General features: G+C 71.4%; 26 protein-coding genes and 1 tRNA gene. 21 read left to right on the top strand and 6 right to left on the bottom strand.

Features of this window, described 5'->3' with window-relative positions; all coding sequences use genetic code 11:
- Positions 1–215: 215 nt before the first annotated feature.
- The 3 genes from OG738_RS01445 to OG738_RS01435 form a co-directional block, all read right to left on the bottom strand.
- Complete coding sequence (locus OG738_RS01445) at positions 216–512, bottom strand: DUF202 domain-containing protein (protein ID WP_329050543.1); 297 nt, start codon at positions 510–512, stop codon at positions 216–218.
- A 217-nt stretch (positions 513–729) separates the two neighbouring features.
- Positions 730–1,083 (bottom strand): YidH family protein, encoded by a 354-nt coding sequence (locus OG738_RS01440; RefSeq protein ID WP_329050541.1) that lies wholly within the window; start codon positions 1,081–1,083, stop codon positions 730–732.
- An 11-nt stretch (positions 1,084–1,094) separates the two neighbouring features.
- Positions 1,095–1,568, bottom strand: coding sequence for a GtrA family protein (locus OG738_RS01435; RefSeq protein WP_329050539.1), 474 nt, complete (start codon positions 1,566–1,568; stop codon positions 1,095–1,097).
- A gap of 149 nt (positions 1,569–1,717) precedes the next feature.
- Here OG738_RS01435 and OG738_RS01430 point away from each other — a divergent pair, with 149 nt between their 5' ends.
- Positions 1,718–2,128, top strand: coding sequence for a hypothetical protein (locus OG738_RS01430; protein ID WP_329050537.1), 411 nt, complete (start codon positions 1,718–1,720; stop codon positions 2,126–2,128).
- Between the two features lie 83 nt (positions 2,129–2,211).
- Positions 2,212–2,505 (top strand): iron-sulfur cluster biosynthesis family protein, encoded by a 294-nt coding sequence (locus OG738_RS01425; protein ID WP_329050536.1) that lies wholly within the window; start codon positions 2,212–2,214, stop codon positions 2,503–2,505.
- A gap of 108 nt (positions 2,506–2,613) precedes the next feature.
- Here the strand turns inward: OG738_RS01425 and OG738_RS01420 are convergent, their stop codons facing one another.
- From OG738_RS01420 to OG738_RS01410, 3 genes are all read right to left on the bottom strand, one after another.
- A complete protein-coding gene (locus OG738_RS01420; RefSeq protein WP_329050535.1) occupies positions 2,614–3,735 on the bottom strand; it encodes a glycerate kinase in 1,122 nt (373 codons plus the stop codon).
- Complete coding sequence (locus OG738_RS01415; protein WP_329050533.1) at positions 3,732–4,676, bottom strand: 2-hydroxyacid dehydrogenase; 945 nt, start codon at positions 4,674–4,676, stop codon at positions 3,732–3,734. Before OG738_RS01415 ends, OG738_RS01420 begins: the two co-directional genes overlap by 4 nt.
- A gap of 143 nt (positions 4,677–4,819) precedes the next feature.
- Positions 4,820–6,907 (bottom strand): alpha-galactosidase, encoded by a 2,088-nt coding sequence (locus tag OG738_RS01410; RefSeq protein WP_329050531.1) that lies wholly within the window; start codon positions 6,905–6,907, stop codon positions 4,820–4,822.
- A gap of 76 nt (positions 6,908–6,983) precedes the next feature.
- Here OG738_RS01410 and OG738_RS01405 point away from each other — a divergent pair, with 76 nt between their 5' ends.
- From OG738_RS01405 to OG738_RS01315, 19 genes are all read left to right on the top strand, one after another.
- The gene (locus OG738_RS01405) at positions 6,984–8,174 is read left to right on the top strand and encodes an ROK family protein (protein WP_329050529.1); all 1,191 of its coding nucleotides are present in this window, start codon (positions 6,984–6,986) and stop codon (positions 8,172–8,174) included.
- Between the two features lie 11 nt (positions 8,175–8,185).
- On the top strand, positions 8,186–9,475 hold the full coding sequence (locus OG738_RS01400; RefSeq protein WP_329050527.1) for an ABC transporter substrate-binding protein: 1,290 nt from the start codon (positions 8,186–8,188) through the stop codon (positions 9,473–9,475).
- Complete coding sequence (locus OG738_RS01395; protein WP_329050526.1) at positions 9,472–10,425, top strand: carbohydrate ABC transporter permease; 954 nt, start codon at positions 9,472–9,474, stop codon at positions 10,423–10,425. Before OG738_RS01400 ends, OG738_RS01395 begins: the two co-directional genes overlap by 4 nt.
- Complete coding sequence (locus OG738_RS01390) at positions 10,425–11,258, top strand: carbohydrate ABC transporter permease (protein WP_329050524.1); 834 nt, start codon at positions 10,425–10,427, stop codon at positions 11,256–11,258. Before OG738_RS01395 ends, OG738_RS01390 begins: the two co-directional genes overlap by 1 nt.
- A 26-nt stretch (positions 11,259–11,284) precedes the next feature.
- On the top strand, positions 11,285–12,586 hold the full coding sequence (locus OG738_RS01385; RefSeq protein ID WP_329050522.1) for a glycoside hydrolase family 27 protein: 1,302 nt from the start codon (positions 11,285–11,287) through the stop codon (positions 12,584–12,586).
- A gap of 164 nt (positions 12,587–12,750) precedes the next feature.
- Positions 12,751–13,560: a CoA transferase subunit A gene (locus OG738_RS01380; RefSeq protein ID WP_329050520.1), complete on the top strand. Its 810-nt coding sequence runs from the start codon at positions 12,751–12,753 to the stop codon at positions 13,558–13,560.
- A gap of 23 nt (positions 13,561–13,583) precedes the next feature.
- Positions 13,584–14,315, top strand: a complete 732-nt coding sequence (locus OG738_RS01375; protein ID WP_329056506.1) for a CoA-transferase subunit beta — start codon at positions 13,584–13,586, stop codon at positions 14,313–14,315.
- Positions 14,312–15,493, top strand: a complete 1,182-nt coding sequence (locus OG738_RS01370; protein ID WP_329050518.1) for a thiolase family protein — start codon at positions 14,312–14,314, stop codon at positions 15,491–15,493. The genes OG738_RS01375 and OG738_RS01370 overlap by 4 nt, the downstream gene beginning before the upstream one ends.
- Positions 15,494–15,504: 11 nt before the next feature.
- On the top strand, positions 15,505–16,242 hold the full coding sequence (gene pcaH / locus OG738_RS01365; protein WP_329050517.1) for a protocatechuate 3,4-dioxygenase subunit beta: 738 nt from the start codon (positions 15,505–15,507) through the stop codon (positions 16,240–16,242).
- Positions 16,239–16,793: a protocatechuate 3,4-dioxygenase subunit alpha gene (pcaG, locus tag OG738_RS01360; protein WP_329050516.1), complete on the top strand. Its 555-nt coding sequence runs from the start codon at positions 16,239–16,241 to the stop codon at positions 16,791–16,793. Before pcaH ends, pcaG begins: the two co-directional genes overlap by 4 nt.
- 23 nt (positions 16,794–16,816) lie before the next feature.
- Entirely contained in the window at positions 16,817–17,593 is a 777-nt protein-coding gene (gene pcaD / locus OG738_RS01355; protein WP_329050514.1) for a 3-oxoadipate enol-lactonase, read from the top strand.
- A complete protein-coding gene (gene pcaC, locus OG738_RS01350; RefSeq protein WP_329050512.1) occupies positions 17,590–17,994 on the top strand; it encodes a 4-carboxymuconolactone decarboxylase in 405 nt (134 codons plus the stop codon). Before pcaD ends, pcaC begins: the two co-directional genes overlap by 4 nt.
- A 9-nt stretch (positions 17,995–18,003) precedes the next feature.
- A complete protein-coding gene (locus tag OG738_RS01345) occupies positions 18,004–18,834 on the top strand; it encodes an IclR family transcriptional regulator domain-containing protein (RefSeq protein WP_329050510.1) in 831 nt (276 codons plus the stop codon).
- Between the two features lie 216 nt (positions 18,835–19,050).
- Complete coding sequence (locus OG738_RS01340) at positions 19,051–19,626, top strand: nucleotidyltransferase family protein (RefSeq protein WP_329056504.1); 576 nt, start codon at positions 19,051–19,053, stop codon at positions 19,624–19,626.
- Between the two features lie 55 nt (positions 19,627–19,681).
- The gene (locus OG738_RS01335; RefSeq protein WP_329050508.1) at positions 19,682–20,551 is read left to right on the top strand and encodes an AAA family ATPase; all 870 of its coding nucleotides are present in this window, start codon (positions 19,682–19,684) and stop codon (positions 20,549–20,551) included.
- Between the two features lie 42 nt (positions 20,552–20,593).
- Complete coding sequence (locus OG738_RS01330) at positions 20,594–22,300, top strand: hypothetical protein (RefSeq protein ID WP_329050506.1); 1,707 nt, start codon at positions 20,594–20,596, stop codon at positions 22,298–22,300.
- Between the two features lie 258 nt (positions 22,301–22,558).
- Positions 22,559–22,632 (top strand) — tRNA-Arg (locus OG738_RS01325).
- A 199-nt stretch (positions 22,633–22,831) separates the two neighbouring features.
- Positions 22,832–23,944, top strand: a complete 1,113-nt coding sequence (locus tag OG738_RS01320) for a vWA domain-containing protein (RefSeq protein ID WP_329050505.1) — start codon at positions 22,832–22,834, stop codon at positions 23,942–23,944.
- Positions 23,937–25,049: an XdhC/CoxI family protein gene (locus OG738_RS01315; protein ID WP_329050503.1), complete on the top strand. Its 1,113-nt coding sequence runs from the start codon at positions 23,937–23,939 to the stop codon at positions 25,047–25,049. The genes OG738_RS01320 and OG738_RS01315 overlap by 8 nt, the downstream gene beginning before the upstream one ends.
- Positions 25,050–25,264: the final 215 nt, after the last annotated feature.

Here is a 25,264-nt window from a genome sequence, read left to right as displayed (position 1 = left end):
GGGCTCAACTCTCTGTGACGTTCTGATCGCAGATACTCCGGGAGATCCGGCCTTACCTGCGTTCCGTGCGACGCTGGGTAATCGTAAGCACCTCCCAGGCCATCAGTCCAGATTTCAACGACCAATACCCCGTTAGCAGCAGTGGTCGTGATGTTCCCGCGACCAGACCCCGCACATTGCGATTAATCGGTTTCAGGATGTGCCGACTTCACCCGTCAGTGGAAGACGGCCACGGAAGCGGCAGTCACGGTCACGGCGAGCGACGCGATCGCGGGCAGTATCGGGCTCATGGCCACCGGCCGGGCGGCTCGCAACACCCGCTCGCGGCGCACGCCGACGGCCGCGAGCAGGGCCGATGTGCCGGCGGCGAGCAGAACGGGGACCAGAGAGACACCCCAATGGCGCTGGGCGGCGGAGTGCAGGAGAAGTACGGTGCAGGCGGCGGAGGCGAGCGCGGTCCGCCGCCAGGCGAGCCCGGTGCGCTCGGCCTGGGCCCCACCAGGGGCGGTCACGGGCGGGTCCCACGGTCGATGACGGTACTTCTGACGTCGCGATAATCGCGAAGCAGCGGTAGTCGAGGGCGGCGGTGGTCCGGGGCGGGACTGCGCCGAACGGCTGGAACGGCTTCCCGCGGGGTTCGGCGAGGGTGTCCGGACGGCGTAGCGCTGTGTGCGGTCCGTGGCCGGATGGCCGGGGCAGGCCGCCGCGCGAACGCCCCTCCCGGGTTGCTCACGACAACACCAGCAGCACCGCCGCCGCGACGATCAACGCCAGCAGGCCGCCCGTCAGCACCACGATCATCCAGCTTCGCGGCAACGGCTCCCCGGCCCGCATCGCGATCTGCACCCGCCGCCACCGCGGATAGGCCGTCGCGGCCAGTGCCGCCGCCAGTGCCACGCACAGTCCGGCCAGTACCGCGCTCGCCGCCGCCGGGGCGGGCACCAGCTGGTGTACCGCGACCCCGCCGGCGAGCAACCCCAGCGCCGTCCGAAGCCATGCGAGGAACGTGCGCTCGTTGGCGAGCGTGAAGCGATAATCCGGCTCACTGCCGCCCGAGTGAGGCGTGATGTCGTCCGAGGCCACGCCTGCAGACGCTAGCCGGTGTGGGCCGGGGTGGCCGCCCGGTGCGCGAACACCCACCAGCGCAGCACCGCGAACCGCACGAACCCGCCGACCAGGCTGGCCAGCAGCAGCGTGCCGGTCTCCTCCCACGACGTCGGCCGGTCGACGACCGCGTCCAGGATCGCCAGCACCGCCGATCCGTAGCTGGCGTAGAACGCGAACGTCACCAGGTCCTGCAGGTGCCGCTTCCCGGCATTGCTCGGCCGCCCGGCGAACGTGACGCGGCGGTGGAACTCCGTGTTCCCGACCGTGGTCAGCGCGATCGCGACCAGGTTCGCCACCTGGGAGCCGAGCCGGTCGCGCAGCAGGAGGAACAACGCCGCCTGGACGCCGGTGGTGACGACACCGGCCACCACGTACCACGCGGCGTGCGTGCCCAACTCGTGGTGGCGGTCGGGGTCGGTGGCGAGCAGCCGGTGCCCCGGTGCGCACCTGGTGGTGGCCATGATCCGAACCTACCCTCCGTTCACAAACTTGTGAATATGTTAAACCGGTTGAAGAAATGTGATCCCGGCGACACCGCCCGGGTTTGAGGCCCCCGGCGTCCCGGGTAGGTCACCGGCGATGACTACTGCCTACGCGCCGGGAGAAACCAGTGAGTGACCGTGACGCGGCCGAACCGGAAAGCTTGGACCCCAGCGAGGCGCTGGACGAGGACGAGCTGCGCGTGGACCCCCTCGAAGCGGGCGTCGAGCCGCCCGAGCGCTGGAGTGCCGCCGACCGCTTCGGCACCACGCCCCGAGAAGCCCGCGAAGGCGAGCCGATGGCGCAACGCCTCGCCGAAGAGGTCCCGGACAGCGAACCGGAGCCGGTCCCGGAGCGCCCGCTCGCGGTGACCCCGGCCGACCAGCTCGACGAGACCGTCGAGGACGCGCCGGCGGACTTCGAGCCGGTGACCCCGGACGACGAGATCCCGCGCCGCCACGCCGACCCGGACCCGCGCGAACACGCGGACTACGCCGGCGGTTCTGTGGCGGACGCCATCCGCGAGGCCCGGCGAGGCTGATCCGCTCAGACTGCACGTCCGGACGGGCGCCCCTAGCGTGGGGCACCACAGTGCATCGGACCGCGACGAAGGGAAGGCCGAAGATGCTGACCGTGACCGAAGCCGCCGCCGAGGCGATCACCGCACTGACCAGTCAGGGGGAGGGCGAAGCCGGGCTCCGCCTGGCGGTCCAGAACGCCGAGGGCGAAAGCGCCCAGCTGGCGCTGTCCGTCGCCCCCGAACCCGCGGCGGGCGACAGCGTGCTGGGCGCCGAGGAAGGCCCGAAGGTCTTCCTGGAACCGCAGGCAGCGGCGTTGCTCGACGACAAGGTGCTCGACGTCCAAGAGGACGAAGCAGGCGGAGTCGCCTTCGCCGTGCTGCCGCAGCACACGAGCTGACTGCGGCGGACGGGCCTTTCGCACTGGCGCGGAAGGCCCGTTCGTCAGCGGGGGCAGCCAGTCGCGGACGAGTTCCGCGGCGCGGGCGCCAGTGGGGCCGTGTGCGACCTAGCGGGACCTCCACTCACGGACCAGCTCCGCGGCCCGGGCCCGCAACAGCTCCGCCGCATGGGCTCGTGCGTGGTCGAGCGATGGTGCGTGGTCGATCAGCGCGCTGCTCCCCACCACTCCGAGCCGCTCCAGGTCGGCGGAATCGAGCTGGATCCGCCCGGCCAGTGCCAGCAGCGGCACCCCGCGCAACCGCGCGCGGTCGGCGATTCCGGCCGGCGCCTTGCCGTTCAGGCTCTGCTCGTCGAGCGAACCCTCACCGGTGATGACGAGATCGGCGCCCGCCAAGGCGTCGTCGACGCCCGTCAGCCCCGCGATGAGGTCGAACCCGGACTCGACCGTCGCGCCGAGAGCGATCGCGCCCGCGGCGACCCCGCCGCCGGCACCCGATCCCGGGATCCTTGACACGTCCGGTGCGCCACCGACCTGAAGCGCGTGCGCCCACCGGCCCAGCGCCTCGTCGAGCAACGCCACCTCCGACGGTCCCGCGCCCTTCTGCGGCCCGAACACCGCCGCCGCCCCCGACGGGCCCAGCAACAGGTTCGTGACGTCGGTCGCGACCGCGACGCGCACTCCCTCGAGGCGTTCCCGCACCGGGGTCAGCTCGGTCGACGCCACCCGCGACAACGTGCCGCCGCCCAGGCCGACCGGCGCGCCGAACGCGTCCAGCACGCCGGCGCCGAGCGCGCCGAGCATCCCGGCTCCGCCGTCGGTGCTGGCCGTGCCCCCGACCGTCAGGACGAGCCGGCGGGCGCCGTGGATCAGCGCGTCCGCCAGCAGCTCCCCGACGCCCCACGTGTGTGCGGCCAATGCGGTCGCCGGGCTCGGTTCGACGAACTCGATCCCGCACGCGCGCGCCGATTCGACGTAGGCCGTGCCGTCCAGCACGGCATAACGCGCCTGGACCGGGTCTTCGAGTGGCCCGCGGACCGTCAGCCGGACGATCCGCGCGCCCGCCGCTTCGAGGACGTCGAGAGTGCCTTCGCCGCCGTCGGCGACCGGACAGGAGACGATTTCGGCGTCCGGCAGCGCGTCTCGCACGCCGAGCGCGATCGCCTCCGCGGCCTCGACCGCGGTGAGACTGCCCTTGAACTTGTCGGGCGCGATGACGACCCTGGTCACGGCTTCACCTCCGTCAGCGGGGGACGCCCGGCGAGCACCGCCGCGACGTTGCGGGCCGCCAGCACGGCCATCGCCGTGCGCGTCTCGACCGTGGCGGACCCGAGGTGCGGACTCAGCACGACGTCGTCGCGGCCGAGCAGCCGCGGTTCGACCTCGGGCTCCTTCTCGAACACGTCCAGCGCGGCGCCCGCGATCTCCCCGGCTTCGAGGGCGTCCGCGAGCGCGGCCTCGTCGACGACCGGGCCGCGGGTCGTGTTCACCAGGTAGGCGCCGGGTTTCATGGCGCGCAACGCGGCCGCGTCGATCAGGTGCCGCGTCTCCGGCGTGAGCGGGCAGTGCAGCGAGACGACGTCCGAACGCGACAAAAGTTCGTCGAACGACACGAATTCAGCGTCGGTGTCCTGCTTCGACCGTCCTGAGTAGACGATCGACATCCCGAACGCCTCCGCGCGGCGAGCCATCGCCCGGCCGATCTGGCCGAGCCCGACGATGCCGAGCGTCTTGCCCTGCAGGCCCGAGCCGAGCAGGAAGCCGAGGTGGAACGACCACGGCGTGTGCGAACGCAGCAGCCGCTCGCCCTCGCCGATCCGCCGCGTGACGGCGAGCAGCAGGCCGAACGCGAGATCGGCGGTGGCGTCGGTCAGCACGCCCGGGGTGTTCGTGACGACGATCCCGCGTGAGGCCAGCGCCGGGACGTCGACGTTGTCGTAGCCGACGGCGACGTTCGCGACCACTTTCAGCCCCGGCCCGGCTGCGTCGGCCAGTGCGCCGTCGAGCCGGTCGTGCAGCATCCCGACGACGGCTGAAGCGCCAGAGACGAACTCGTGCAGTTCGCCCGGCGTCAACGGCCGATCGGCGGGCGACACCACCACGTCGCCCGCCTCGGCGAGGAGCTTCACCGCGTCGTCGGGAATCCATCGGGTCACCGCGATCTTGGCCACCTCGACAGCCTAGTTCACGGCACCGACAATTCGGCCTCGCCGGACGGCGTCGAGGACGATCTGCGGCTGCGCGACGGCGCCGCCTCCGCCGCAGTGTCCGTCCCGTCGGCCGGCTCGTCCGGGTAGTCCGAAGTGGACTGTGATCAGACCCTGGTCAGCCGCACCACCGCGCTCGCGTATCCGCTCCCCGGCAGCTCGACGTCGAGGCCGTGGCTCAGCAGCACCGCGCCGTCGTGGACGACGCCGTCCTGGTCGCGGTAGCGCGCGGAAGGATCCAGGCCCGCCAGACGCGGCGGCGTCACCGGCCGGGCGAACTCCGTGGGCCGTCGCCAGAAGAACACGACGACCGAGCGGTCCAGGACGTACTGGACGGCGGTCAGCGCCGACGTCGCCGGATCCGCCAGCCGGTACAGCTCGCCGTGCTGCACCACCGGCCGGATCTCCTTGTACAGCGCGACGAGCGACGCCGCTTCGTCGAGTTCCGCCGCGCTCCACCGCGGCAGGTCGCCGCCCAGGCCGAGCACGCCCGCCATCGCGACGTGGAACCGGAAGCTCAGCGGCGCCTCGCGGCCGGTCGTCGGGTTCGGGCTGTCGGTGACCCAGGCCGACATCGTGCCGGCCGGGTAGATCTGCCCGTAGCCGTGCTGGATGGTGATCCGATCGGCGGCGTCGGTGTTGTCGGACGCCCAGATTTCGTCGGTGCGCGCGAGGATCCCGAGATCGGTGCGGCCGCCGCCGCCCGCGCAGCCCTGGATCCGCAGCGCCGGATGGTCGGCACGCAGCCGGTCCAAGATGGTGTGCACCGCGCGGACGTGGTCGACCCACAGCCGTCCCGGATCCTCGCCCGACGGCCACCCGGCCTCGGTGAACGCCCGGTTCATGTCCCACTTGAGGTAGTCGATCCCGTGCTCGCCGACGAGCCGGTCGAGCCACTTGTGCGCCCAGTCCGCGACGTCCGGGCGGGCGAAGTTCAGCACGAGCTGGTTGCGCAGCGTGGTGCGTTCGCGGTGCGCCATGTGCAGCACCCAGTCCGGGTGCGCGCGGTAGAGATCGCTGTCCGGGTTGACCATCTCGGGTTCGACCCACAGCCCGAACTGCATCCCGTGCGCGTGGACGGCGTCGGCCAGGGGCCGCAGCCCGGCCGGGAAGCGCTGCTCGTTGACCGTCCAGTCGCCGAGCCCGGCGGCGTCGCCGGTGCGGGCGCCGAACCAGCCGTCGTCCATGACGAACAGCTCCGCGCCCAGCTTCGCCGCGGCGTCGGCCAGCGACGTCTCGGTCTGTTCGTCGACGTCCCAGCCGGTCGCTTCCCAGGAGTTGTAGACGATCGGCCGCAGCTCGCCGGGGTGCGGCTGGACGAACTCGCGGACGTAGGCGTGCCACCGGCGGCTGGTGCCGCCGAAGCCGTCGGTCACGTAGAGCCCGGCGAACACCGGCGTCTCCCAGGTTTCGCCGGGCCGCAGTGACCAGCCGACGTGCTCGTGGCCGAATCCGCCGGTCCACGTGACGCGGCCGGTGTGCGTGTGCTCGACGGTGATCCGCCAGCTCCCGCTCCACGCCAGCGCCGTCGACCAGACTTCGCCGGCCGTCTCGGTCGCGTCGCCCGCGTCGAGCATCACCCAGGGGTTGACCTGGTGGCTGGACACGCCGCGGCGGCTGGTCAACGTGGTTTCGCCGACCGGCAGGGCTTCGCGCAGCACGCCGTACTCGGCGCTCCACGCGCCGGACGTCCGGGTGAGCCGCGCCCCGTCGCGCCGGGGGAGCGTCCAGGACGCGGAATCCGTGCGCAGCAACGAGATCGGGGCGTCGCCGGTGTTGCGCAACGACGTCCAGCGCTCGACGACGTCGCCGCGGAGGCGGTAGTGCAGCGAGAGTTCCAGCGGGTAGTGGCGGTCGGCGAGGCGCACGACGAGTGCGTCGTCCTCGATCGCGAAGCCGTCGTAACGCCACTCGAGCGCGGACGTCCCGTCTTCGTACCGCACGGCCAGCGCCGCGACGCCGAAGAACGCGCCGCCCTCGGCCGGGAGTTCCTGCCGCTCGTCGCCCGGCTCGTCGAAGCTGCTGTCGGCCGGGTTGCGGCGCGCGGCGACCTGCGCGGCCTGGGGCAGCGTCAGCGGCGCGCCCCAGTGGACGTGCCGCGGCCGGTCGTCGGCGTCGAGCCGGAAGGCGTAGGAGCTGTCGGGGGTGCGCAGCAGCCAGAGCCGGCGCGCGGGGTCGTGTTCGACGAGCGACATGGTCACGAGCGTAGGCATGACCAGCCGAAAAATAAATTCTTGACGAAGTTAATTAATCCTGCCTACCCTTCCGGCCATGCCTCGCAGTGCACCGGCAAGGGCGCCGATCACCAGCCCCGCGGCAGCGACCGTGTTCACCACGGTCCTGACCGAAGGGCCGGTTTCCCGCGTCGACGTCGCCCGGCGCACCGGCCTGTCGTCGGCCGCGGTCACCAAGGCGGCCCGGCCGTTCATCGAAGCCGGCTACCTCGAAGAACTCGCCTCCGAAGGCCGCACCACGCCCGGCGCGGGACGCCCCGCCAACCCGCTCGCGATCCGCCCGGACCGCGAGTACTTCGTCGGCGTCAAGATCACCGGTGACGACCTGATCGGCGTGGTCACCGACCTGCGCGCCGACGTCCGCGCCAGCGCTCACCACGCGCTGACCGGCCACGACGTCGGACACGTCGTCCGCGCGCTGGCCGACCTCGTCGGCGAGCTGCTGGCCGGCCCGACCCCGGACGGCACCAGCAACCTCCGCGAGCGCGCCTACTGCCTCGGCGTCGCGGTGTCCGGCGACGTCGACCGCGCGTCCGGCGTCGTCCGGTACTCGCCGTTCCTCGGCTGGCGGGACGTCCCGCTCGCCGAGCTGCTGGAGGACGCGACCGGGCTCACGGTCACCCTGGAAAACGACGTCAAGGCCCTCGCCGTGGCCGAGCAGTGGTTCGGCGAAGGCGTCGGCGCGTCGTCGTTCGCGCTGGTCACGGTGGGTACGGGCATCGGCAGCGCGCTCGTGGTGAACGGCGACCTGGTCCGCGGCGCGCACGGCGTCGCGGGCGAGATCGGGCACGTCCCGGTCGCCGACGGCGGCCCGCCGTGCCACTGCGGCGGGCAGGGCTGCGTCGAGGCGATCGCGTCCACCGAAGCGATCCTGACGCGCGCCCGCGAGATCTCCGGAGAACCCGCGCTGACCATGGAAGACGCCGTGGTCCGCGCCCGCGGCGGCGACGAGTCGCTGCGCGGGGTGTTCGCCGGGGCCGGGCACGCGATCGGGCTCGGCCTGGCCGCGCTGGTCAACCTGTTCGGCCCGGAGCGAGTCGTCGTCTCCGGGGAAGGCGTCGCCACCTACGACCTGTTCGAGGACCAGATCCGCCGGACCTTCGCGGTCCAGGCGTTCGGCAGCGCCGCCCGCTGCGGCCTGGTGATCCGGCCGCTGCCGTTCGAGGAGTGGGCGCGGGGCGCGGCCGCCGTCGCCATCCAAAGTCTTTTCGTCGCCGAGAGCGTCTAAGGAGAATCTGCGTGAGCCCTGAGACATTCAAACTGAATCGCCGAAGCTTCCTGGTCGGTTCCGTCCTCTTCGCCGGTGGCGCCGCACTCGCGGGCTGCACGAGCGATCCGCTGAACAAGAACGCGGGCGCCTCTTCCGGCGCGAAAGTCACGCTGCAGCAGTGGTACCACGCGTACGGCGAATCCGGGACGCAGCAGGCCGTCCAGCGCTACGCGCAGGAGTTCACCAAGGCCAACCCGGACATCGCGATCAACGTCAGCTGGATCGCCGGCGACTACGAGACGAAGCTCAACTCCGCGATGCTCACCGCGCAGGCGCCGGACCTGTTCGAACTCGGCGACTTCCGGTACCAGAACGTCAAGAACGGCCTGCTCGCGCCGCTCGACGACATCGTGGACCCGGTCAAGGGCGACTTCAGCCAGGCCGCGCTGGACACCGTGACCGTCGACGGCAAGATCTACGGCGTCAAGATGATCGACGACGTCATGATGCTGTACTACCGCAAGAGCGCGCTGCAGGCCGCGGGCGTCCAGCCGCCGCAGACGTTCGCGGAGCTGCTCGACGCCACCCGGAAGCTGACCAGCGGCAAGCAGAAGGGCCTGTACGTCGGCACCGACGGCGTCGGCGAGGCCGCGACGCTCCTGCTCTGGTCGTCCGGCGGCGACTTCTTCGACGGCACCGGCAAGAAGGTCGCGTTCGCGTCGCCCGAGGCGGTCGCCGCGATCGCCGGGCTCAAGCAGCTGCACGACACCGGTGGCCTGCTCCAGGGCTACCCGACCGACTGGTCCGACCCCGGCGCGTTCGCCAACAGCGCAACGGCGATGCAGTGGGGCGGCCTGTGGTCGCTGCCGGACATCAAGAAGGCGCTCGGCGACGACTTCGGCGTCGTCCCGTGGCCGAAGTTCGGCGACGCCGGCAAGCAGGTTGCCCGCGTCGGCGGCTGGTACCAGCTCGCCAACGCGAAGAGTGCCAATTTGGACGCCGTCAAGAAGTTCATCGACTGGCTGTGGATCAAGAACGCCGACCTGCAGAAGGACTGGTGCGTCAAGTACGGCTTCCACATCCCGGCGCGCAAGGAGGTCGCGGCCCAGACGACGGAGTTCTCCAGCGGTCCGGCGAAGGACGCCGTGACGATCTCGCAGCAGAACGGCAAGTCCTACTCGGGGCTGTGGAACAAGGCGTCGGCGACGCTGTTCCTGCAGGCCGCGACGAAGATCGCGAACGGGCAGGCCGACCCGGCCGCGGAGCTGGGCGACGCGGCGAAGAAGGCGCAGGCCGAAGTCGACAAGCAGCTGGCATGACGGCCCTGATGGAGGCTCCGCCGGTCACGGTGGCGGCGAAGAAGCGTCGTCGCCGAAGGGACTGGCGGGCGATCGGCGCGTTCGCGGTGCTGACCGGGCCGGTGGTGCTCGGGCTGGGGCTGTTCAAGTACGTCGCGATCGCGTGGAGCTTCCTGCTCAGCTTCAACGACGCCCGCGGCACGATCAGCCTCGGCCACTGGATCGGCTTCGACAACTACGCGTTCCTGCTCGGCGACGACGCCTTCCTGACGTCGCTGTCGACGATCGCGCTCTTCACGGTCTTCATCGTGCCGATCACCTTCGTCGCGTCGCTCGGCCTCGCGGTGCTGATCAACAGCATCAAGCGCGGCAAGGCGTTCTTCCGGACGATTTTCCTCATCCCGGCCGCGGTGTCGTACGTCGTCGCCGCGCTGGTGTGGAAGATGGCGCTGTTCAACGGCCTGCCGTCCGGTGTCGCGAATTTCCTCGGCGGGCTGTTCGGCGCGGACCCGGTGCCGTGGCTGTCGGAGACGAGCCCGCCGGTGTACTGGGTCGCGGTGGTGACGCTGCGGCTGTGGCTGCAGGTCGGGCTGTACATGATCCTGTTCCTGGCGGGGCTGCAGGCGATCTCGCCTTCCCTGTACGAAGCCGGGGAACTGGACGGCACGACGAAGTGGCAGGCCTTCCGCTACATCACGTTGCCGCAGCTGCGAAACACGTCGGTGGCGGTGCTGCTGCTGATCCTCATCGCCGCGTTCCAAGCTTTCGACGAGTTCTACAACCTGTTCGGCACCGGGCTTTCCGGCACGGCGACCGCGCCGGTGAAGCCGCCGCTGGTCTACCTCTACGACTCCGCGCTCGGTGACCAGAACTACGGTGTCGGCTCGGCGGGCGCGTTCCTGCTCACCGTGCTGATCGTCGTGATCACCCTGCTGCAGGGCCGGTTCGTCGGCTTCGGGAAGAAGGACTGATGGCCGTCCTCCCGGTTTCCCGGAAGGCGCCGAAGTACGTCTTGGCGTCCGTGCTCGCACTGATCTTCCTGCTGCCGTTCTACATCATGGTGCGCAACGCGCTGATGACGCGCCAGCAGGTCAGCTCGCCGGACTGGTCGTGGCTGCCGGATCCCCTCTCCTGGGTGAACTTCGGCGACCTCTTCGCCGACGCCTCGGTGCCGATGGCGCACTCGTTGTGGAACTCGTTCCTGGTCGCTGTGGTGACCGCTCCGGTCGGCACGCTCTTCGGCTCGATGGCCGGGTACGCGCTGGCGCGGATCAACGTGCCGGGACGCCGTGCGGTGTTCACGTACGTGCTGGTCACGCTGATGATCCCGCAGTCGGTCACGTTCGTGCCGACGTTCGTCGTCGTCGGCTCGATGGGCGGGGTCGACACCGAGTGGGGCATCATCGCGCCGAACCTGTTCAGCGCGTTCACCGTGATCCTCTTCCGCAACTTCTACCTGCGGTTCCCCGTCGAACTCGAAGAGGCGGGCCGGCTCGACGGCCTCGGCTACCTCGGCGTCTACCGGCGGCTCGTGCTGCCGAACTCGGGGAGCATGATCGCGTCGCTCGGCGCGTTGATGTTCATCGAAAGCTGGAACGCGTTCCTGTGGCCGCTGGTGATCGGGCAGGACCCGTCGTCGTGGACCGCGCAGATCGCGCTCTCGACGTTCCTGACCGCGCAGTCGGTCAACCTGCCGGCGCTGTTCGCCGGTGCCCTGGTCACCATCGCGCCGCTGGTCGCGATGTTCCTGGTCGCCCAGCGGTTCATCGTCCGCGGGATCGCGGCGAGCGGGCTCAAGGAGTAGGTCCCCACCTCACCGAGGAGTGTTCAGTGCAGCGCCTCCTTTCCGTTTTCCTCGCCGTGCTCGGCTTGTCGTCGCTCCTGGTTCCGGCCGCCGACGCGCGGACGCCGTTCGTCAAGCCGTTCATGGGCTGGAGCAGCTGGAGCCTCGAGTCGTCGACCCGCGCGGGTTACGGCACTTCGTGGCTCAACGAGTCGCACGTCCGCGACGCCGCTTCGGCCATGGCTTCGAAGCTCGAGTCGGCCGGGTACACCTACGTCAACATCGACTCGGGCTGGAACGCGGACCTCTCGTGGGTGTTCCACACCGACGTCAACGGGATCCCGGCGCCTGATCCGGGGCGGTTCCCGTCCGGAATCCCCGCGTTGGCCTCGTACGTGCACGGGCTCGGGCTCAAGCTGGGCCTGTACGCCGTGACGGGCCTCGAGAAGGAGGTCTACGCCAAGAACGCGCCGATCGTCGGGACGTCGTGCCACGCGCAGGACATCGCGTACCGGCCGTTGACGCCCTCCAACGGCTGGGGCGGCAACTGGAAGGTCGACTTCACCAACCCGTGCGCGCAGAAGTACTACGACTCGATCGTCGCGAAGTTCGCTTCGTGGGGCGTCGACTTCATCAAGGTCGACGGGACGACCGCCGACAATGTCGCCGACATCGCGGCCTGGTCGTTGGCGATCGACCACTCGCGACGGCCGATGTGGCTGACCGCGAGCGCGTGGCCGGTGCCGCGTTCGGCCGGGCCTTCGCTCGCTCCCTACGCCAACGGCGTGCGCGTCGACACGGATGTCGAGTGCTACTGCGAAACGGTGTCCACCTGGGACAGTTCGGTCAAGGCGCGGTGGGCGGACCTGCCGAGCTGGCAGGGCGTGTTCGGGCCGCGGTACCGGCCGGACCTGGACTCGATGCCGATCAGCAACAACACCGGCAGCGGCATCCAGGACGGGATCTCCGACGTCGAGCGGCAGAGCGTGATGACGTTCTGGTCCATGGCGTCCTCACCGCTGTACGTCGGGGGCGACATCTACTTCCTCGACTCTTCGGCGGTTTCCATCCTGACGAACCCCGAGGTCGTCAAGGTCGACCAGTCCGGGACGTATGCGACGCAGGTGACCGGCGGCGACCACCAAGTGTGGACTAAGCGCGCTCCGGACGGGCGGATGTACGCGGCCGTCTACAACCTGGGGTCCACGCCCGCGGACATCACGGTGGACCTCGGCGGGGCGCGGCCGGTGCGTGACGTCGTCGCGCGGACGGACCTCGGGCGGTTCCGGGGCTCGTGGACGGCGGCTTCGGTCCCGCCGCACGGCTCCCGGCTGATCCGGATCGGCTGACGTTTCTCTCCGAGGGGACTTTTCTCGCTGCCTGCGCGAGGAAAGTCCCCTTCGTCGTGCCTGCGTCATCCATTCGATGGAAGACGTCTGGTCGGCCGCCGGGCGTCGTGCTATGTTCGGTGGCAGAACGAGTGTGCGTGATGCGAACGGATGCGGAGAGTGGGATGGCAGAGCTGCTGTCGCTGGAGGAGGCCGTCGGCCGGCTGGTGCACGACGGCGACACCGTCGCGCTCGAAGGGTTCACGCACCTCATCCCGGTCGCGGCCGGGCAGGAGATCATCCGGCAGGGCCGGCGGGGTCTCACGCTGGTGCGGATGACCCCGGACATCGTGTACGACCAGCTGATCGGCGCGGGCTGCGCGAGCAAGCTGATCTTCTCGTGGGGCGGCAACCCCGGCGTGGGCTCGCTGCACCGCTTCCGCGACGCGGTCCAGCACTCGTGGCCGGTGCCCCTGGAGATCGAGGAGCACAGCCACGCGGGCATGGCGAACCGGTACGTCGCCGGTGCGTCCGGACTGCCGTTCGCGGTGCTGCGCGGCTACACGGGCACGGACCTGCCCGCCCAGACCGAGACGATCAAGCCGATCACGTGCCCGTTCACCGGCGAGCGCCTCACGGCGGTTCCGGCCCTGAACCCGGACGTCACGATCGTCCACGCGCAGCGCGCCGACCGCGCGGGCAACGTCCAGATGTGGGGCATCACCGGTGTCCAGAAGGAAGCGGTCCTGGCGGCGAAGCGCTCGATCGTCACGGTCGAGGAGATCGTCGACGAGCTGGAGCCCCGCCCCGGCGCGGTGGTCCTGCCGTCCTGGGTGGTCACCGCGGTGGCCGAAGTCCCGGGCGGTGCGAAGCCGTCGTACGCGGCCGGGTACTACGAGCGCGACAACTCGGCGTACCAGGCGTGGGACGAAGTGGGCCGTGACCGCGAGGAGTTCACGAAGTGGCTGAACGAGCTGACGGGGGTTTCGGCGTGAGCACTGAATACACCGCGGACGAGATGATGAGCGTCGCGGCGGCGCGCGCCCTCGGCGACGGTATGTCCTGCTTCGTCGGCATCGGCCTCCCGAGCAAGGCGGCGAACCTCGCCCGCCGCGCGCACGCCCCGAACCTCACCCTGATCTACGAGTCCGGCTGCCTGGGCGCGAAGCCGTCCCGGCTGCCGCTGTCGATCGGCGACGGCGAGCTGGCCGACACCGCCGACACGGTGGTCAGCGTCCCCGAGGTCTTCAACTACTGGCTCCAGCCGGGCCGCATCGACGTCGGCTTCCTCGGCGCCGCCCAGCTCGACAAGTTCGGCAACATCAACACGACGGTGATCGGCTCGGACTACCACGACCCGAAGGTCCGCCTCCCGGGCGCGGGCGGTGCTCCGGAGATCGCGGCGTCGTGCGGCGAGGTGTTCGTCGTGCTCCGCCAGAGCCCTCGCGCGTTCGTCGAGAAGGTCGACTTCGTGACGTCGTTCGGCCACGGTTCCGGCAAGGGCGACCGCGAGAAGCTCGGCCTCCCCGGCCAGGGCCCGACGCTGGTCGTCACCGACCTCGGCCTGCTGCGTCCCGACCCGGAGACGTCCGAACTGACCCTGACGGAGCTGCACCCTGGTGTGGACCTCGACCGGGCGATAGCGGCGACGGGGTGGAAACTGAAGGTGTCGGACGACCTCAAGACCACCCCGGCCCCCACGGAGCAGGAGCTGACCCTCCTGCGAGACCTCGAGAAGGCGAGCGCATGACCGACGTCTACGTCCTCGACGCGATCCGGACCCCGTTCGGCCGCTATGGCGGCGCGCTGGCGGGCGTCCGCCCGGACGACCTGGCCGCCGGGGTCCTCAAGGCCCTCCGGCACCGCAACGACCTCGATCCGTCCACAGTGGACGAAGTCACCCTCGGCGACGCGAACGGCGCGGGCGAGGACAACCGCAACGTCGCCCGCATGGCCGCCCTCCTCGCGGGCTGGCCGACGAGCGTGCCGGGCAACACGGTCAACCGCCTGTGCGGCTCCGGCCTCGACGCGGTGATGCAGGCCAGCCGCGCGATCCAGGTCGGCGACGCCGCGCTGGTCGTCGCCGGCGGCGTCGAGTCGATGACCCGCTCGCCGCTGGTGCTGCCCAAGCCGGAGAAGGCCTTCCCGGCCGGCAACCAGACCCTCTACAACACCGCGCTCGGCTGGCGCATGGTCAACCCGGAGATGCCGTCCCAGTGGACGATCTCCCTCGGCGAGTCCACCGAAAAGCTCGCCGAGCGCTACGGCATCGGCCGCGACGAGCAGGACGCCTTCGCCGCCCGCAGCCACGTCAACGCCGCGAAGGCGTGGGACGAAGGCTTCTACGACGACATGGTCGTCCCGGTCGAGGGCGTGGACCTGGCCCGTGACGAGGGCATCCGCCCGGACTCCAGCCCGGAGAAGCTCGCCAAGCTGAAGCCCGCGTTCCGCAAGGAGAACGGCACCGTCACGGCCGGCAACGCATCCCCGCTGAACGACGGCGCGTCGGCGCTCCTCCTCGGCGACGAAGCGAGCGCGCGCCGGCTGAACGCGACCCCGCTGGCCCGGATCGCCGGCCGCGGCGCGGCGGGCGTCGACCCGGACGTCTTCGGCATCGGCCCGGTGCGCGCGGCGGAGATCGCCCTCGAGCGCGCCGGCATCGGCTGGGACGACCTGGCCGCCGTCGAGCTGAACGAGGCCTTCGCCGCCCAGTCGCTGGCCTGCCTGCGCGACTGGAAGAAGCTCGACCCGGAGATCGTGAACACCCACGGCGGCGCGATCGCCATCGGCCACCCGCTCGGCGCGTCCGGCGGCCGCATCCTCGGCACCCTGGCGCACGACCTCCACCGCCGCGGCGGAGGCTGGGGACTCGCCGCCATCTGCATCGGCGTCGGCCAGGGCCTGGCTGTCGTCCTCGAAGGCCGGTAAGGAGAGAAGACGTGGCTACTCCGACCGAATTCAAGCTGCCCCGCTACGGCGAAGACCCCGAGGGCACCCACCCCCCGCTCGGCTACCCCGGCTACCGCTCCACGGCGCTGCGCCACTCCCAGCAGGACCTGGTGCTGCTCCCGCAGATGCTCACCGAGGTCACCGGCCCGCTGCTCGGGCCCGGCCGTCTCGGCGAGCTGGACAACGACCTCACCCGCCAGCACGCGGGCGAGCCGCAGGGGCAGCGGATCATCGTCACCGGCCGCCTGCTGGACGGCGACGGCCGTCCGGTGCGCGACTCGCTCATCGAGATCTGGCAGGCGAACGCGGGCGGCCGCTACCGCCACACCGGCGACCGCTGGCCGTCGCCGCTCGACCCGAACTTCGATGGAGTCGGCCGCACGCTGACCGACAGCGACGGCCGCTACACCTTCACCACCATCAAGCCGGGCGCGTACCCGTGGAAGAACCACGACAACGCCTGGCGCCCCGCGCACATCCACTTCTCGGTGTTCGGCTCGGCCTTCACCCAGCGGCTGGTCACCCAGATGTACTTCCCGGACGACCCGCTCTTCTCCCAGGACCCGATCTTCAACTCCATTCCGGACGAGAAGGCCCGGCAGCGCATGGTTTCGCGCTACGACCACGAAATCACGCAGTCCGAATGGGCGCTCGGGTTCCAGTTCGACATCGTGCTGCGCGGGCGCGACGCGTCGGTGTTCGAAGAGGAAGAGGACGACGACGAATGACCAAGCTGCTTCCCACCCCTTCGCAGACCGTCGGCCCGTACCTGTCGATCGGGCTGCCCTGGCCCGACGGCCCGCACGTCGTGCCCGAAGGCACGCCCGGCGCGTTCTGGATCCGGGGCATCGTCCGCGACGGCAACGGCGACCCGGTCCCGGACGCCATGATCGAGACCTGGCAGGCCGACCCGGACGGCGGGTTCCGCCACCCCGACGACCCGCGGGGTGAGGCGTCCGGCGACTTCCGCGGCTTCGGCCGCTGCCCGACCACCCCGGACGGCACGTACGGGATCCTCACCCTGCTCCCGGGCGTGCTGCCCGGTCCGGGTGGCACCACGCAGGCCCGCCACATCGACGTGTCGGTGTTCGCGCGCGGCCTGCTCAACCGGTGCGTCACGCGGATCTACTTCGAGGACCAGGACAACTCCGAAGACCCGGTGCTGGCGACGGTCCCGCAGGAGCGGCGCGGCACGTTGATCGCGAAGAAGACCGACGACGGCTACCGCTTCGACGTGCGCCTCCAAGGCGCCGGTGAGACGGTCTTCTTCCGGGTGTGACGAGCGTGAGCGGAGGTGACGGCGTGGGCGCCGTGCAGGTGCACCGGGTCGTCGAAGGGCCCGAAGACGGGCCGGTGGTGGTGTTCGCCGGATCGCTCGGCAGTGACCTCCGGATGTGGGAACCCCAGGTCGTGCCGCTGCTGGAGCGTGGCTTCCGGGTGGTCCGGTACGACGCGCGCGGGCACGGCGCTTCCCCCGTGCCGCCGGGGCCGTACGACCTCGAGGACCTGGGCGCCGACTTCCTCGCGCTGCTCGACGACCTCGACGTCGCGAAGGCGCACCTCGTGGGCCTGTCGCTCGGCGGCATGACGGGCATGTGGCTCGGCGTCCACGCCGCGGACCGGATCGCGAGCCTGGTGCTCTGCTGCACGTCGGCGAAGCTCGGCCCACCGGAGATGTGGGCCGACCGGGCCCGCACCGTCCGCGCCGAGGGCACCGCCGCGGTGGCCGCGGCCGGGGTGAGCCGCTGGCTGACCCCGGGGTACGCCGAGCGGCACCCGGACCGCGCGGCGTTCCTGCGGTCGATGATCGCCGGCGTCCCGGCCGAGGGCTACGCGGCCTGCTGCGGCGTGATCGAGCGGATGGACCTCCTCGACGTGCTGCCGAAGATCACCGCGCCCACGCTGGTCATCGCGGGCGCCGAGGACCCGGCCACCCCGCCGGACGGCCACGCCGACCTCATCGCGGCGGGCATCCCGGGCGCGCGGCTGGAGGTCGTGCCGGACGCCGCGCACCTGGGCAACTACGAACAGCCCGGGGAATTCACCAGGCTGATCCTCGAGCACCTGGAGGCGAAGTGACCGGAGACCGGCACGAGCAGGGCATGAAGGTGCGGCGCGAGGTGCTCGGCGACGAGCACGTCGACCGCGCGGTCGCCGGAACCACGGACTTCAGCCGCCCCTTCCAGGACTACATCACCGAAGGCGCCTGGGGTTCGGTCTGGTCCCGCGACGGCCTCGACCGCCGGACGCGCAGCTGCGTCACGCTCGCGGCACTGACCGCGCTGCAGGCGCACAACGAGCTGGCGATGCACGTCCGGGCCGCGATCCGCAACGGCCTGACGGCAGCGGAGATCGGCGAAGTCCTGCTGCACACGGCGGTCTACGCGGGCGCACCGGCGGCGAACGCGGCGTTCGCCATCGCCCAGCGCACGCTCGCCGAGCTCGGCGAGCCGACCGCCCTGCCATCCGACGCCGGATAGGCTGCGGACATGGACGTGGGGAGGCACATCGAAGCCGAGCTGGACAGCGAGCCGGCGCACCGTGGCGCCCACCACGTGCAGTCGCTGGAGCGCGGCCTGGCCGTCATCAAGGCCTTCCACGCGGACGCGTCGGAGCTGACCCTGAGCGACGTCGCCCGCGCGACGGGCCTCACCCGCGCGGCGGCCCGGCGTTTCCTGTTGACCTTGACCGACCTCGGCTACGTCCGCACCGACGGCAAGTACTTCTCCCTCACGGCCCGCGTCCTGGAGCTGGGGTACTCGTACCTGTCGAGCATGACGCTGCCCGAGGTGGCACAGCCCCACCTCGAGCACCTGTCGGCGGGAGTGCACGAGTCCAGTTCGGTGTCGGTCCTCGAGGGCACGGACATCGTGTACGTGGCGCGGGTGGCGGTCTCGCGCATCATGACGGTGAGCATCAACGTGGGAACCCGCTTCCCGGCGTACGCGACATCGATGGGCCACGTCCTCCTGGCCGGCCTGAGCAGGGCGGAGCTGGAGGCGTACTTCGTGGTGGCGAAGCTCGACCGCCTGACGGACCGCACGGTCACGGCCCCGGACCGCCTCCGCGCAGAACTGGCGAAGGTGACCGACCAGGGCTGGGCGATGGTGGACCAGGAGCTGGAGGAAGGCCTCCGCTCAGTGGCGGCCCCGATCCACGACCGCCGGGGCAGGGTGGTGGCAGCGGTCAACCTGTCGACCCACGCAAGCCGCACCACGGCGGAGTCGGTCCAGAAGGATCTGGTGCCACCGCTGCTCGAGACGGCCCAGGCAATAGAAGCGGACCTGGCGGTAGGCGCCCCCGGCCGAGCCCATGGCTGACCACCGCCCCACCCTTTCCACACCACCACGGGCGCCGGCTGCAGTCCCGCCCGCGCGGCAGCTGTCGGTCGCCGTATCGCGCCGGTTTGCTGCTCCGCGAGCGCCGTTCGCGCTGCGGCCGGGGGCCGCCGCACCGTGCCGATCTGCTCTCCCGTCGATGCCCGCAACGACACTTCGCGCAGAGCCGGTGTGCCCGTGACCTCCACCGGACCCGGCATGCCACCCGTGGCCGGGCTTCTCCTCGCGGCCGGGGCCGGGCGGCGGTTCGGTGGCCCCAAGGCCCTCGCCGAACTCGATGGCCGGCCTCTCGTCCTGCGCGCGCTCGGCACCCTCGCCGCCGCCGGGTGCGGGCCCATCCGAGTCGTTCTCGGTGCCGCTGCCGAGCAGGTGCGGGCCCTCCTGCCCGATCCCGGGCAAGGCGTGTTCGCCGAGGGCTGGGAGAGCGGCATGGGTGCCTCCCTCAGAGCCGGTCTCGCCGCCCTCGCCCAGGAGGCGGCCCCCGTCGCCGCGCTGGTGCACCTGGTCGACCTGCCCTGGGTCGGCGCCGACATCCTCGCCCGGGTCGCCGCCGACGCCACAGCGGACACCGTCGCCCGCGCGGCCTACGACGGCGTTCCCGGCCACCCCGTCCTCTTCGGCCGCCGCTGGTGGGGCGAAATCGCCGAAACCGCCCAAGGTGACCGCGGCGCCCGCGACTGGCTGGCCGGACGTCCCGACCTGAAGCTCGTCGAGTGCGCCGACCTCGGCAGCGGCCGCGACGTCGACCACCGCGCCGACCTCCCCGACCAGTAGCTCCCCAGCAACGCGAGTCGTGTCCACGGCCGCCGCGCCGCCTACGATCGACAGCGTGACCGACTCGCCTGAAGAACTCGCCGCCGCGCTGGACGCCACCGGCTATCTCGCCGATGACGGGCTCGCCACCGCCGGGTTCCTCGCCCTCCGCATGGGCCGCCCGCTCTTCTGCGAAGGCGAACCCGGCACCGGCAAGACCTCCCTGGCCATCGCGCTGGCCACCGCGCTCGGGCGGCCGCTCATCCGCCTGCAGTGCCACGAAGGCATCGATGCCGCCCAGGCGCTCTACGAGTGGGACTTCCCTCGCCAGCTCCTACATCTGCGGGCCCTCGAAGCCGCCGGGGACGGCCGGGTCGACGTCGAGACCGCGGAGCGCTCCCTCTACACCGAGCGCTTCCTCCTCGCGCGCCCGCTGCTGCAGGCCCTGATCACCGCGCCGTGCGTGCTGCTGGTCGACGAGATCGACCGCGCCGACGACGAGTTCGAAGCCTTCCTCCTGCAGTTGCTCGACGAGCACGCCGTGACCATCCCCGAATACGGCGAAGTCCGCGCCGCGGAGCCGCCGCTCGTCGTCCTGACCTCGAACCGGACCCGCGAAGTGCACGACGCCCTCAAGCGCCGCTGCCTGTACCACTGGCTGGAACACCCGGACCTCGTGCGGGAGGTCACGATCCTGCGCCGTAGGATCCCGGACATCGGCGAGCTCCTGGCCCGGCAGGTCGCGGAAGCGGTACACCGTCTCCGCGAGATGGACCTGCTGAAGCCGCCGGGGGTGGCGGAGTCGCTCGACTGGGCGCGAGCCCTGCTGGCTCTGCATCGCGACGAGCTGGACGCGGCATCGGCGGCGCGGACGCTCGGTGCTGTCCTGAAGTACAGCGAAGACCTCGACCGGGTCCGGGCGAAACTCGACGCCCTGTTCGCCTGATTCCCGGTTCCGGGGCGACGACGAGGGGGAACGAGCCGACCGATGAGCGTGGCGACCGAAACGAGACCCCGGACCGAACCGGCCGAGACCGCGACCGGGCAGCGGGGGTGGTGGGCCGGGCTCGCCGCGGTCCTCGGCGCCACCGCGCTGATCGCCCTGCACGCGTCGTTCTACGGGCACTGGCTGATCGACGACGCGGCCATCACGTTCGCCTACTCGCGCAACGTCGCCGACGGCTTCGGCCCCGTGCTGCAGCCGGGCGCTGCGCCGGTCGAGGGGTACTCCAACCCCACCTGGATGCTCCTCCTGGCCCTCGGCAAGCTCGTCGGCCTCTTCGACCACGGCACGCTCTTCGGCGTCTCCGACCAGATCCTCTTCCCGAAGGCACTGGCCCTGGCCTGCTGCGTCGGCGTCCTCGTCCTGTTCCACGCCGGCGCGAAGACGCTCAGCCACCGTCCGGCTCTGGTCACCCTCGTGGCGGGCGCGGCGCTCGCCGCGAACCCGTCGTTCGTCATCTGGTGCTTCTCCGGGCTGGAGAACTCGTTCTACGCGCTGACCGTCGCCGCGCTCGCCGTGCTCGTCCTGCGCGCGGTTCGGAACGGGACGCTCCTCGGCTACCGCGTCGCCGCCGGCGCCGGGGTGATCGCCGCCCTGGCCGCGCTGACCCGGCCCGACGGCGTCGTCTACGCGGGTGCGTACGCGATCACCGTCGCGTTGTTCCTGAAGCGGGACGTACTCGCCCGCAGCGTCCGCGCCGCCCTCGTGTCGGTGGTCGCCTTCGCCGTGCCGTACGGCGCCTACCTCGTCTTCCGCTGGTTCGAGTTCGGCCGCCTGGTGCCCAACACCGCGGTGGCGAAGGGCCAGGAGCCGCCCACCCTCGGCGACCTCGCGCGCCCGGAGGAGATCGTCGCCTACGCGGGCTGGCTCGCCGTGGCCGTCGTCGTCGGGTGCCTGGCCGCGCTGCTGGTCAAGCCGTCGCGGCTGCGCGCCGGGCTGGTGGCGCTCCTGGTGCCGTTCGGCCTCGCCGTCGCCGCGTTCGTCATCCTCGAGTACGACTGGATGGGGCACCTGCGGTTCGCGACGCCGGTCTGGACGGTCGGTGCCCTCCTCGGCGCGATCGCCGTCGTCGAGACGTTCGCGGTGGCCCGGGTTCGCGGCCGGGTCGTGCTGGCCTGCCTGCTCGTGGCCGCGACGGTCAGCTCGCTCAGCGGCTACTACACGCGGGCCACGTCCTACCGGGCCGACGTCAAGACGGCGATGTGCGCCGTCGCCGAGCGGGACGACACCGCCATCAACGGGTTCGCGGACATCCTGCGGCTCCCGGACACGGCGTCGGCGGGGGTGATCGACCTCGGCGGCACCGCGCTCGGCAGCCGGCTCCGGCTGCTCGACCTGGCCGGCCTCGGCGACGCCCCGATCGCCGACTACCTCCACGTCGCCGATTTCGCCGGCCTGCGCGACCACGTCTTCACGACGGAGCGGCCCGAGCTGATCGTGTTCGTCGGCACCTGGAGCAGCACGCTGCAGTTCGACCGGGATCCGCGGTTCGAGCGCGACTACGCCGCGATCTTCGTGTACGACGAGAAGGGCAACCAGGCCAGCTACCACGTCCGCCGCGACCTGGTCGACGCCGCGAAGCTCGCCGAACTGCGGGCGTTCGCGCAGCGGACGCTGCCGCCGATCCTCGAGCGCAACGACGTCGCGAGGAGCCGGGGCTGCGCGGCCATCTTCCCGGGGTTCACCGCTTAAGTCCACAAAGGACAGTCGGTTAATTGCGTTGACCGTCCGGGCGGTCTCGGGCATCCTTTTTCCAGCACCGCAAGCACTGCCACCGAGAGGAGGAGATCGTGACCGAAGCCCGGACGCACCGATGCGGCACGATCTCCCGTGCCGTTCGCTGAATCTTCCTGAAGGCTCTTCGCGCCCACCCCTCGCTACCTCGGGTCGGCCGCCGCGAAGAGCGCGGTCTGCGCCCGTCCGGGGAGGGACGTGCGCGCAGGCCGCCCCGTCCCGGTAGCTCAGCAGGACAGAGCGCGGCGCTACGAACGCCGAGGTCCGAGGTTCGACTCCTCGCCGGGACACAGAGACATCGCACGATCCGCGCCGCACCCGCGCGACCCGTGCTGAACTGGCAGGATCCCCGCCGCACCCGTGCGCCCTGAGCGGCCGCCGAACTCGCGCACCCGCGCCGAACCGCGCACCCGCGCCGAACCGCGCACCCGCGTCGCCCCGGCTGGGCGCTCACCGGCCTTCCCGCTCTGGCGAGCGCACAATGGAGTCATGACCACCGCCGCCGATCCCGTCGCCGGGTACGCCGGGTTCGCCGCCGCCCTGCGGGATGCCGGGGTTTCCTGCGACGCGCACCGCGTGCAGGCCTACTTGGCCGCCGTCGCCGAGATCGACGTCTCCGAGCCCACCCAGCTCTACTGGGCGGGCCGGCTCACCTTGTGCTCCAGCCCGGATGACCTCCCGTGCTACGAAGAGGCCTTCAGTCAGTGGTTTTCGATCGAAACCAGCGCCCCGCAGCGTGCGAAGGCCGCCGCGCCGAAGCAGGCTCGGATCGCGCCGCTCGTCGACGCGCAGGGCTCGGATGCCGAGGGTGGCAACGGTCCTGAGCAGCTGAAAGTCGCCGCGAGTGCGCAGGAGGTGCTGCGTCACCGCGACCTCGCCGCGCTGACCACCGCCGAACGCGAACACCTCCGCGAACTGCTCGCCACCTTGCGACCCGCGCCGCCGAAGCGGCCCGCGGCGCGGAAGACCCCGGCCAAGCGCGGCCGGCTCGATCCCTCGCGGACGCTGCGCGCGATGCTCGCCAGCGGCGGCGAGCCCCTCAAGCTCGCGTACGTCCGCCGCGCCAGCAGGCCGCGGCGGGTGGTGCTGCTCATCGACGTCTCGGGGTCGATGAGTCCCTACGCCGACGCGTTGCTGCGGTTCGCCCACGTCCTGACGCGGTGCGCGCCCCAGTCCGTCGAGGTCTTCACGCTCGGCACGCGCCTCACGCGGGTCTCGCGCCAGCTGCGGCACCGCGATCCGGAACGCGCCATGCTTGCGGCGGGTTCGGCGGTGCCGGACTTCGCCGGCGGCACCCGGCTCGGCGAGACGCTGCAGGCGTTCCTCGACCGCTGGGGCCGGCGCGGGGTGGCCCGCCGCGCCGTCGTCACGGTGTTCTCCGACGGCTGGGAACGCGGCGACACCGGGCTGCTCGGCGAGCAGCTCGCCCACCTGCGCCGGCTCGCGCACGCCGTATTCTGGGTGAATCCGCACGCCGGCCGTGCGGGGTACGCTCCGGTCCAGTCGGGCATCGTGGCCGCACTGCCCCACATCGACCGGCTGCTGGCCGGGCACACCCTGGCCACCTTGGAACGACTGCTCGGGGAGATTGCCGATGCGTGACGTACTGGACGACGTGTTCCGCCGCTGGTCCGACGGCGAAACCGTCGGGCTCGGCACCGTGGTCGCGACTTTCTCGTCGGCGCCGCGCGCGCCCGGCGCCGCGATGGTCGTCGCTCCCGACGGCACGGTCGCCGGCAGCGTGTCCGGTGGATGCGTCGAAGGCGCGGTCTACGAGCTGGCGCAGGAGGTCGTCGCCGAGCGCAAGCCCGTGCTGCAGCGTTTCGGCGTCACCGACGACGACGCGTTCGCGGTGGGCCTGACCTGCGGCGGGATCATCGACATCTACGTCGAGCACGTCGACCGCGAGTCGATGCCGGAGCTCGGTGACGTCGTCGCGTCGGTCCGCGGCGGCGAACCGGTCGCCGTCGTGACGGTCATCGAGCACGAGCACGCGGGCCTGGTCGGCGAGCACATGATCGTCTGGCCGGACCGGACGGCAGGCTCGCTCGGGTCGTCGCGGATCGACGACGCGGTGGCCGACGACGCGCGCGGCCTGCTGGCCAGCGGCCGCACCGGCACCCTGCACTACGGCCCGGACGGGCAGCGCCGCGGCGAGGGCATGGCGGTGTTCGTCAACTCCTTCGAGCCACCGCCCCGGCTGCTCGTGTTCGGCGCGATCGACTTCGCCGCCGCGATGGCCCGCATGGGCGCCTACCTCGGCTACCAGGTCACGGTGTGCGACGCGCGGCCGGTGTTCGCCACCAGCAGCCGCTTCCCGGACGCGCACGACGTCGTCGTCGACTGGCCGCACCGCTACCTGGAGGCGGAGGCCGAGGCCGGCCGCATCGACCAGCGCACGGCGATCGCGGTGCTGACCCACGACCCGAAGTTCGACGTGCCGCTGCTGGAAGTCGCGCTGCGCCTGGACGTCGGCTACGTCGGCGCGATGGGTTCCCGCAAGACGCACGACGACCGCTTCGCCCGCCTGCGCGAAGCCGGGATCACCGAGGCGGAGCTGGAACACCTGTCGTCGCCGATCGGCCTCGACCTCGGTGCTCGGACGCCGGAGGAGACGGCCGTGTCCATCGCGGCGGAGATCATCGCGCTGCGGTGGGGCGGTGGCGGCAAGCGGCTCGCCGAGCTGTCCGGCCGGATTCACGGCTGAGATTTCGGGGTTCCGCGTGGGGAGCCCCCGGCCGGGGCGAAGCCCGCAGGCCGCTGGTCCGGGTGGCCCACAAAAGTTCACCCGTCCGGACTTCCGCACCTACGGCGTTCCCCAGGGGATTCCCGCGCATCTGCGGAACAGGTAGTTGAACGTGTGACATCAGGACTTGTCCGCGCGAAGGTCGCGTAGCACGCTCGGAGGTCTGTGAGCCCGAT

The sequence above is a fragment of the Amycolatopsis sp. NBC_01488 genome (genome assembly GCF_036227105.1).
In the GTDB taxonomy this organism is placed as follows: domain Bacteria; phylum Actinomycetota; class Actinomycetes; order Mycobacteriales; family Pseudonocardiaceae; genus Amycolatopsis.
The sequence above is the reverse complement of the archived record's forward strand: the minus strand, read 5'-3'. Positions and strand labels throughout refer to the sequence as shown.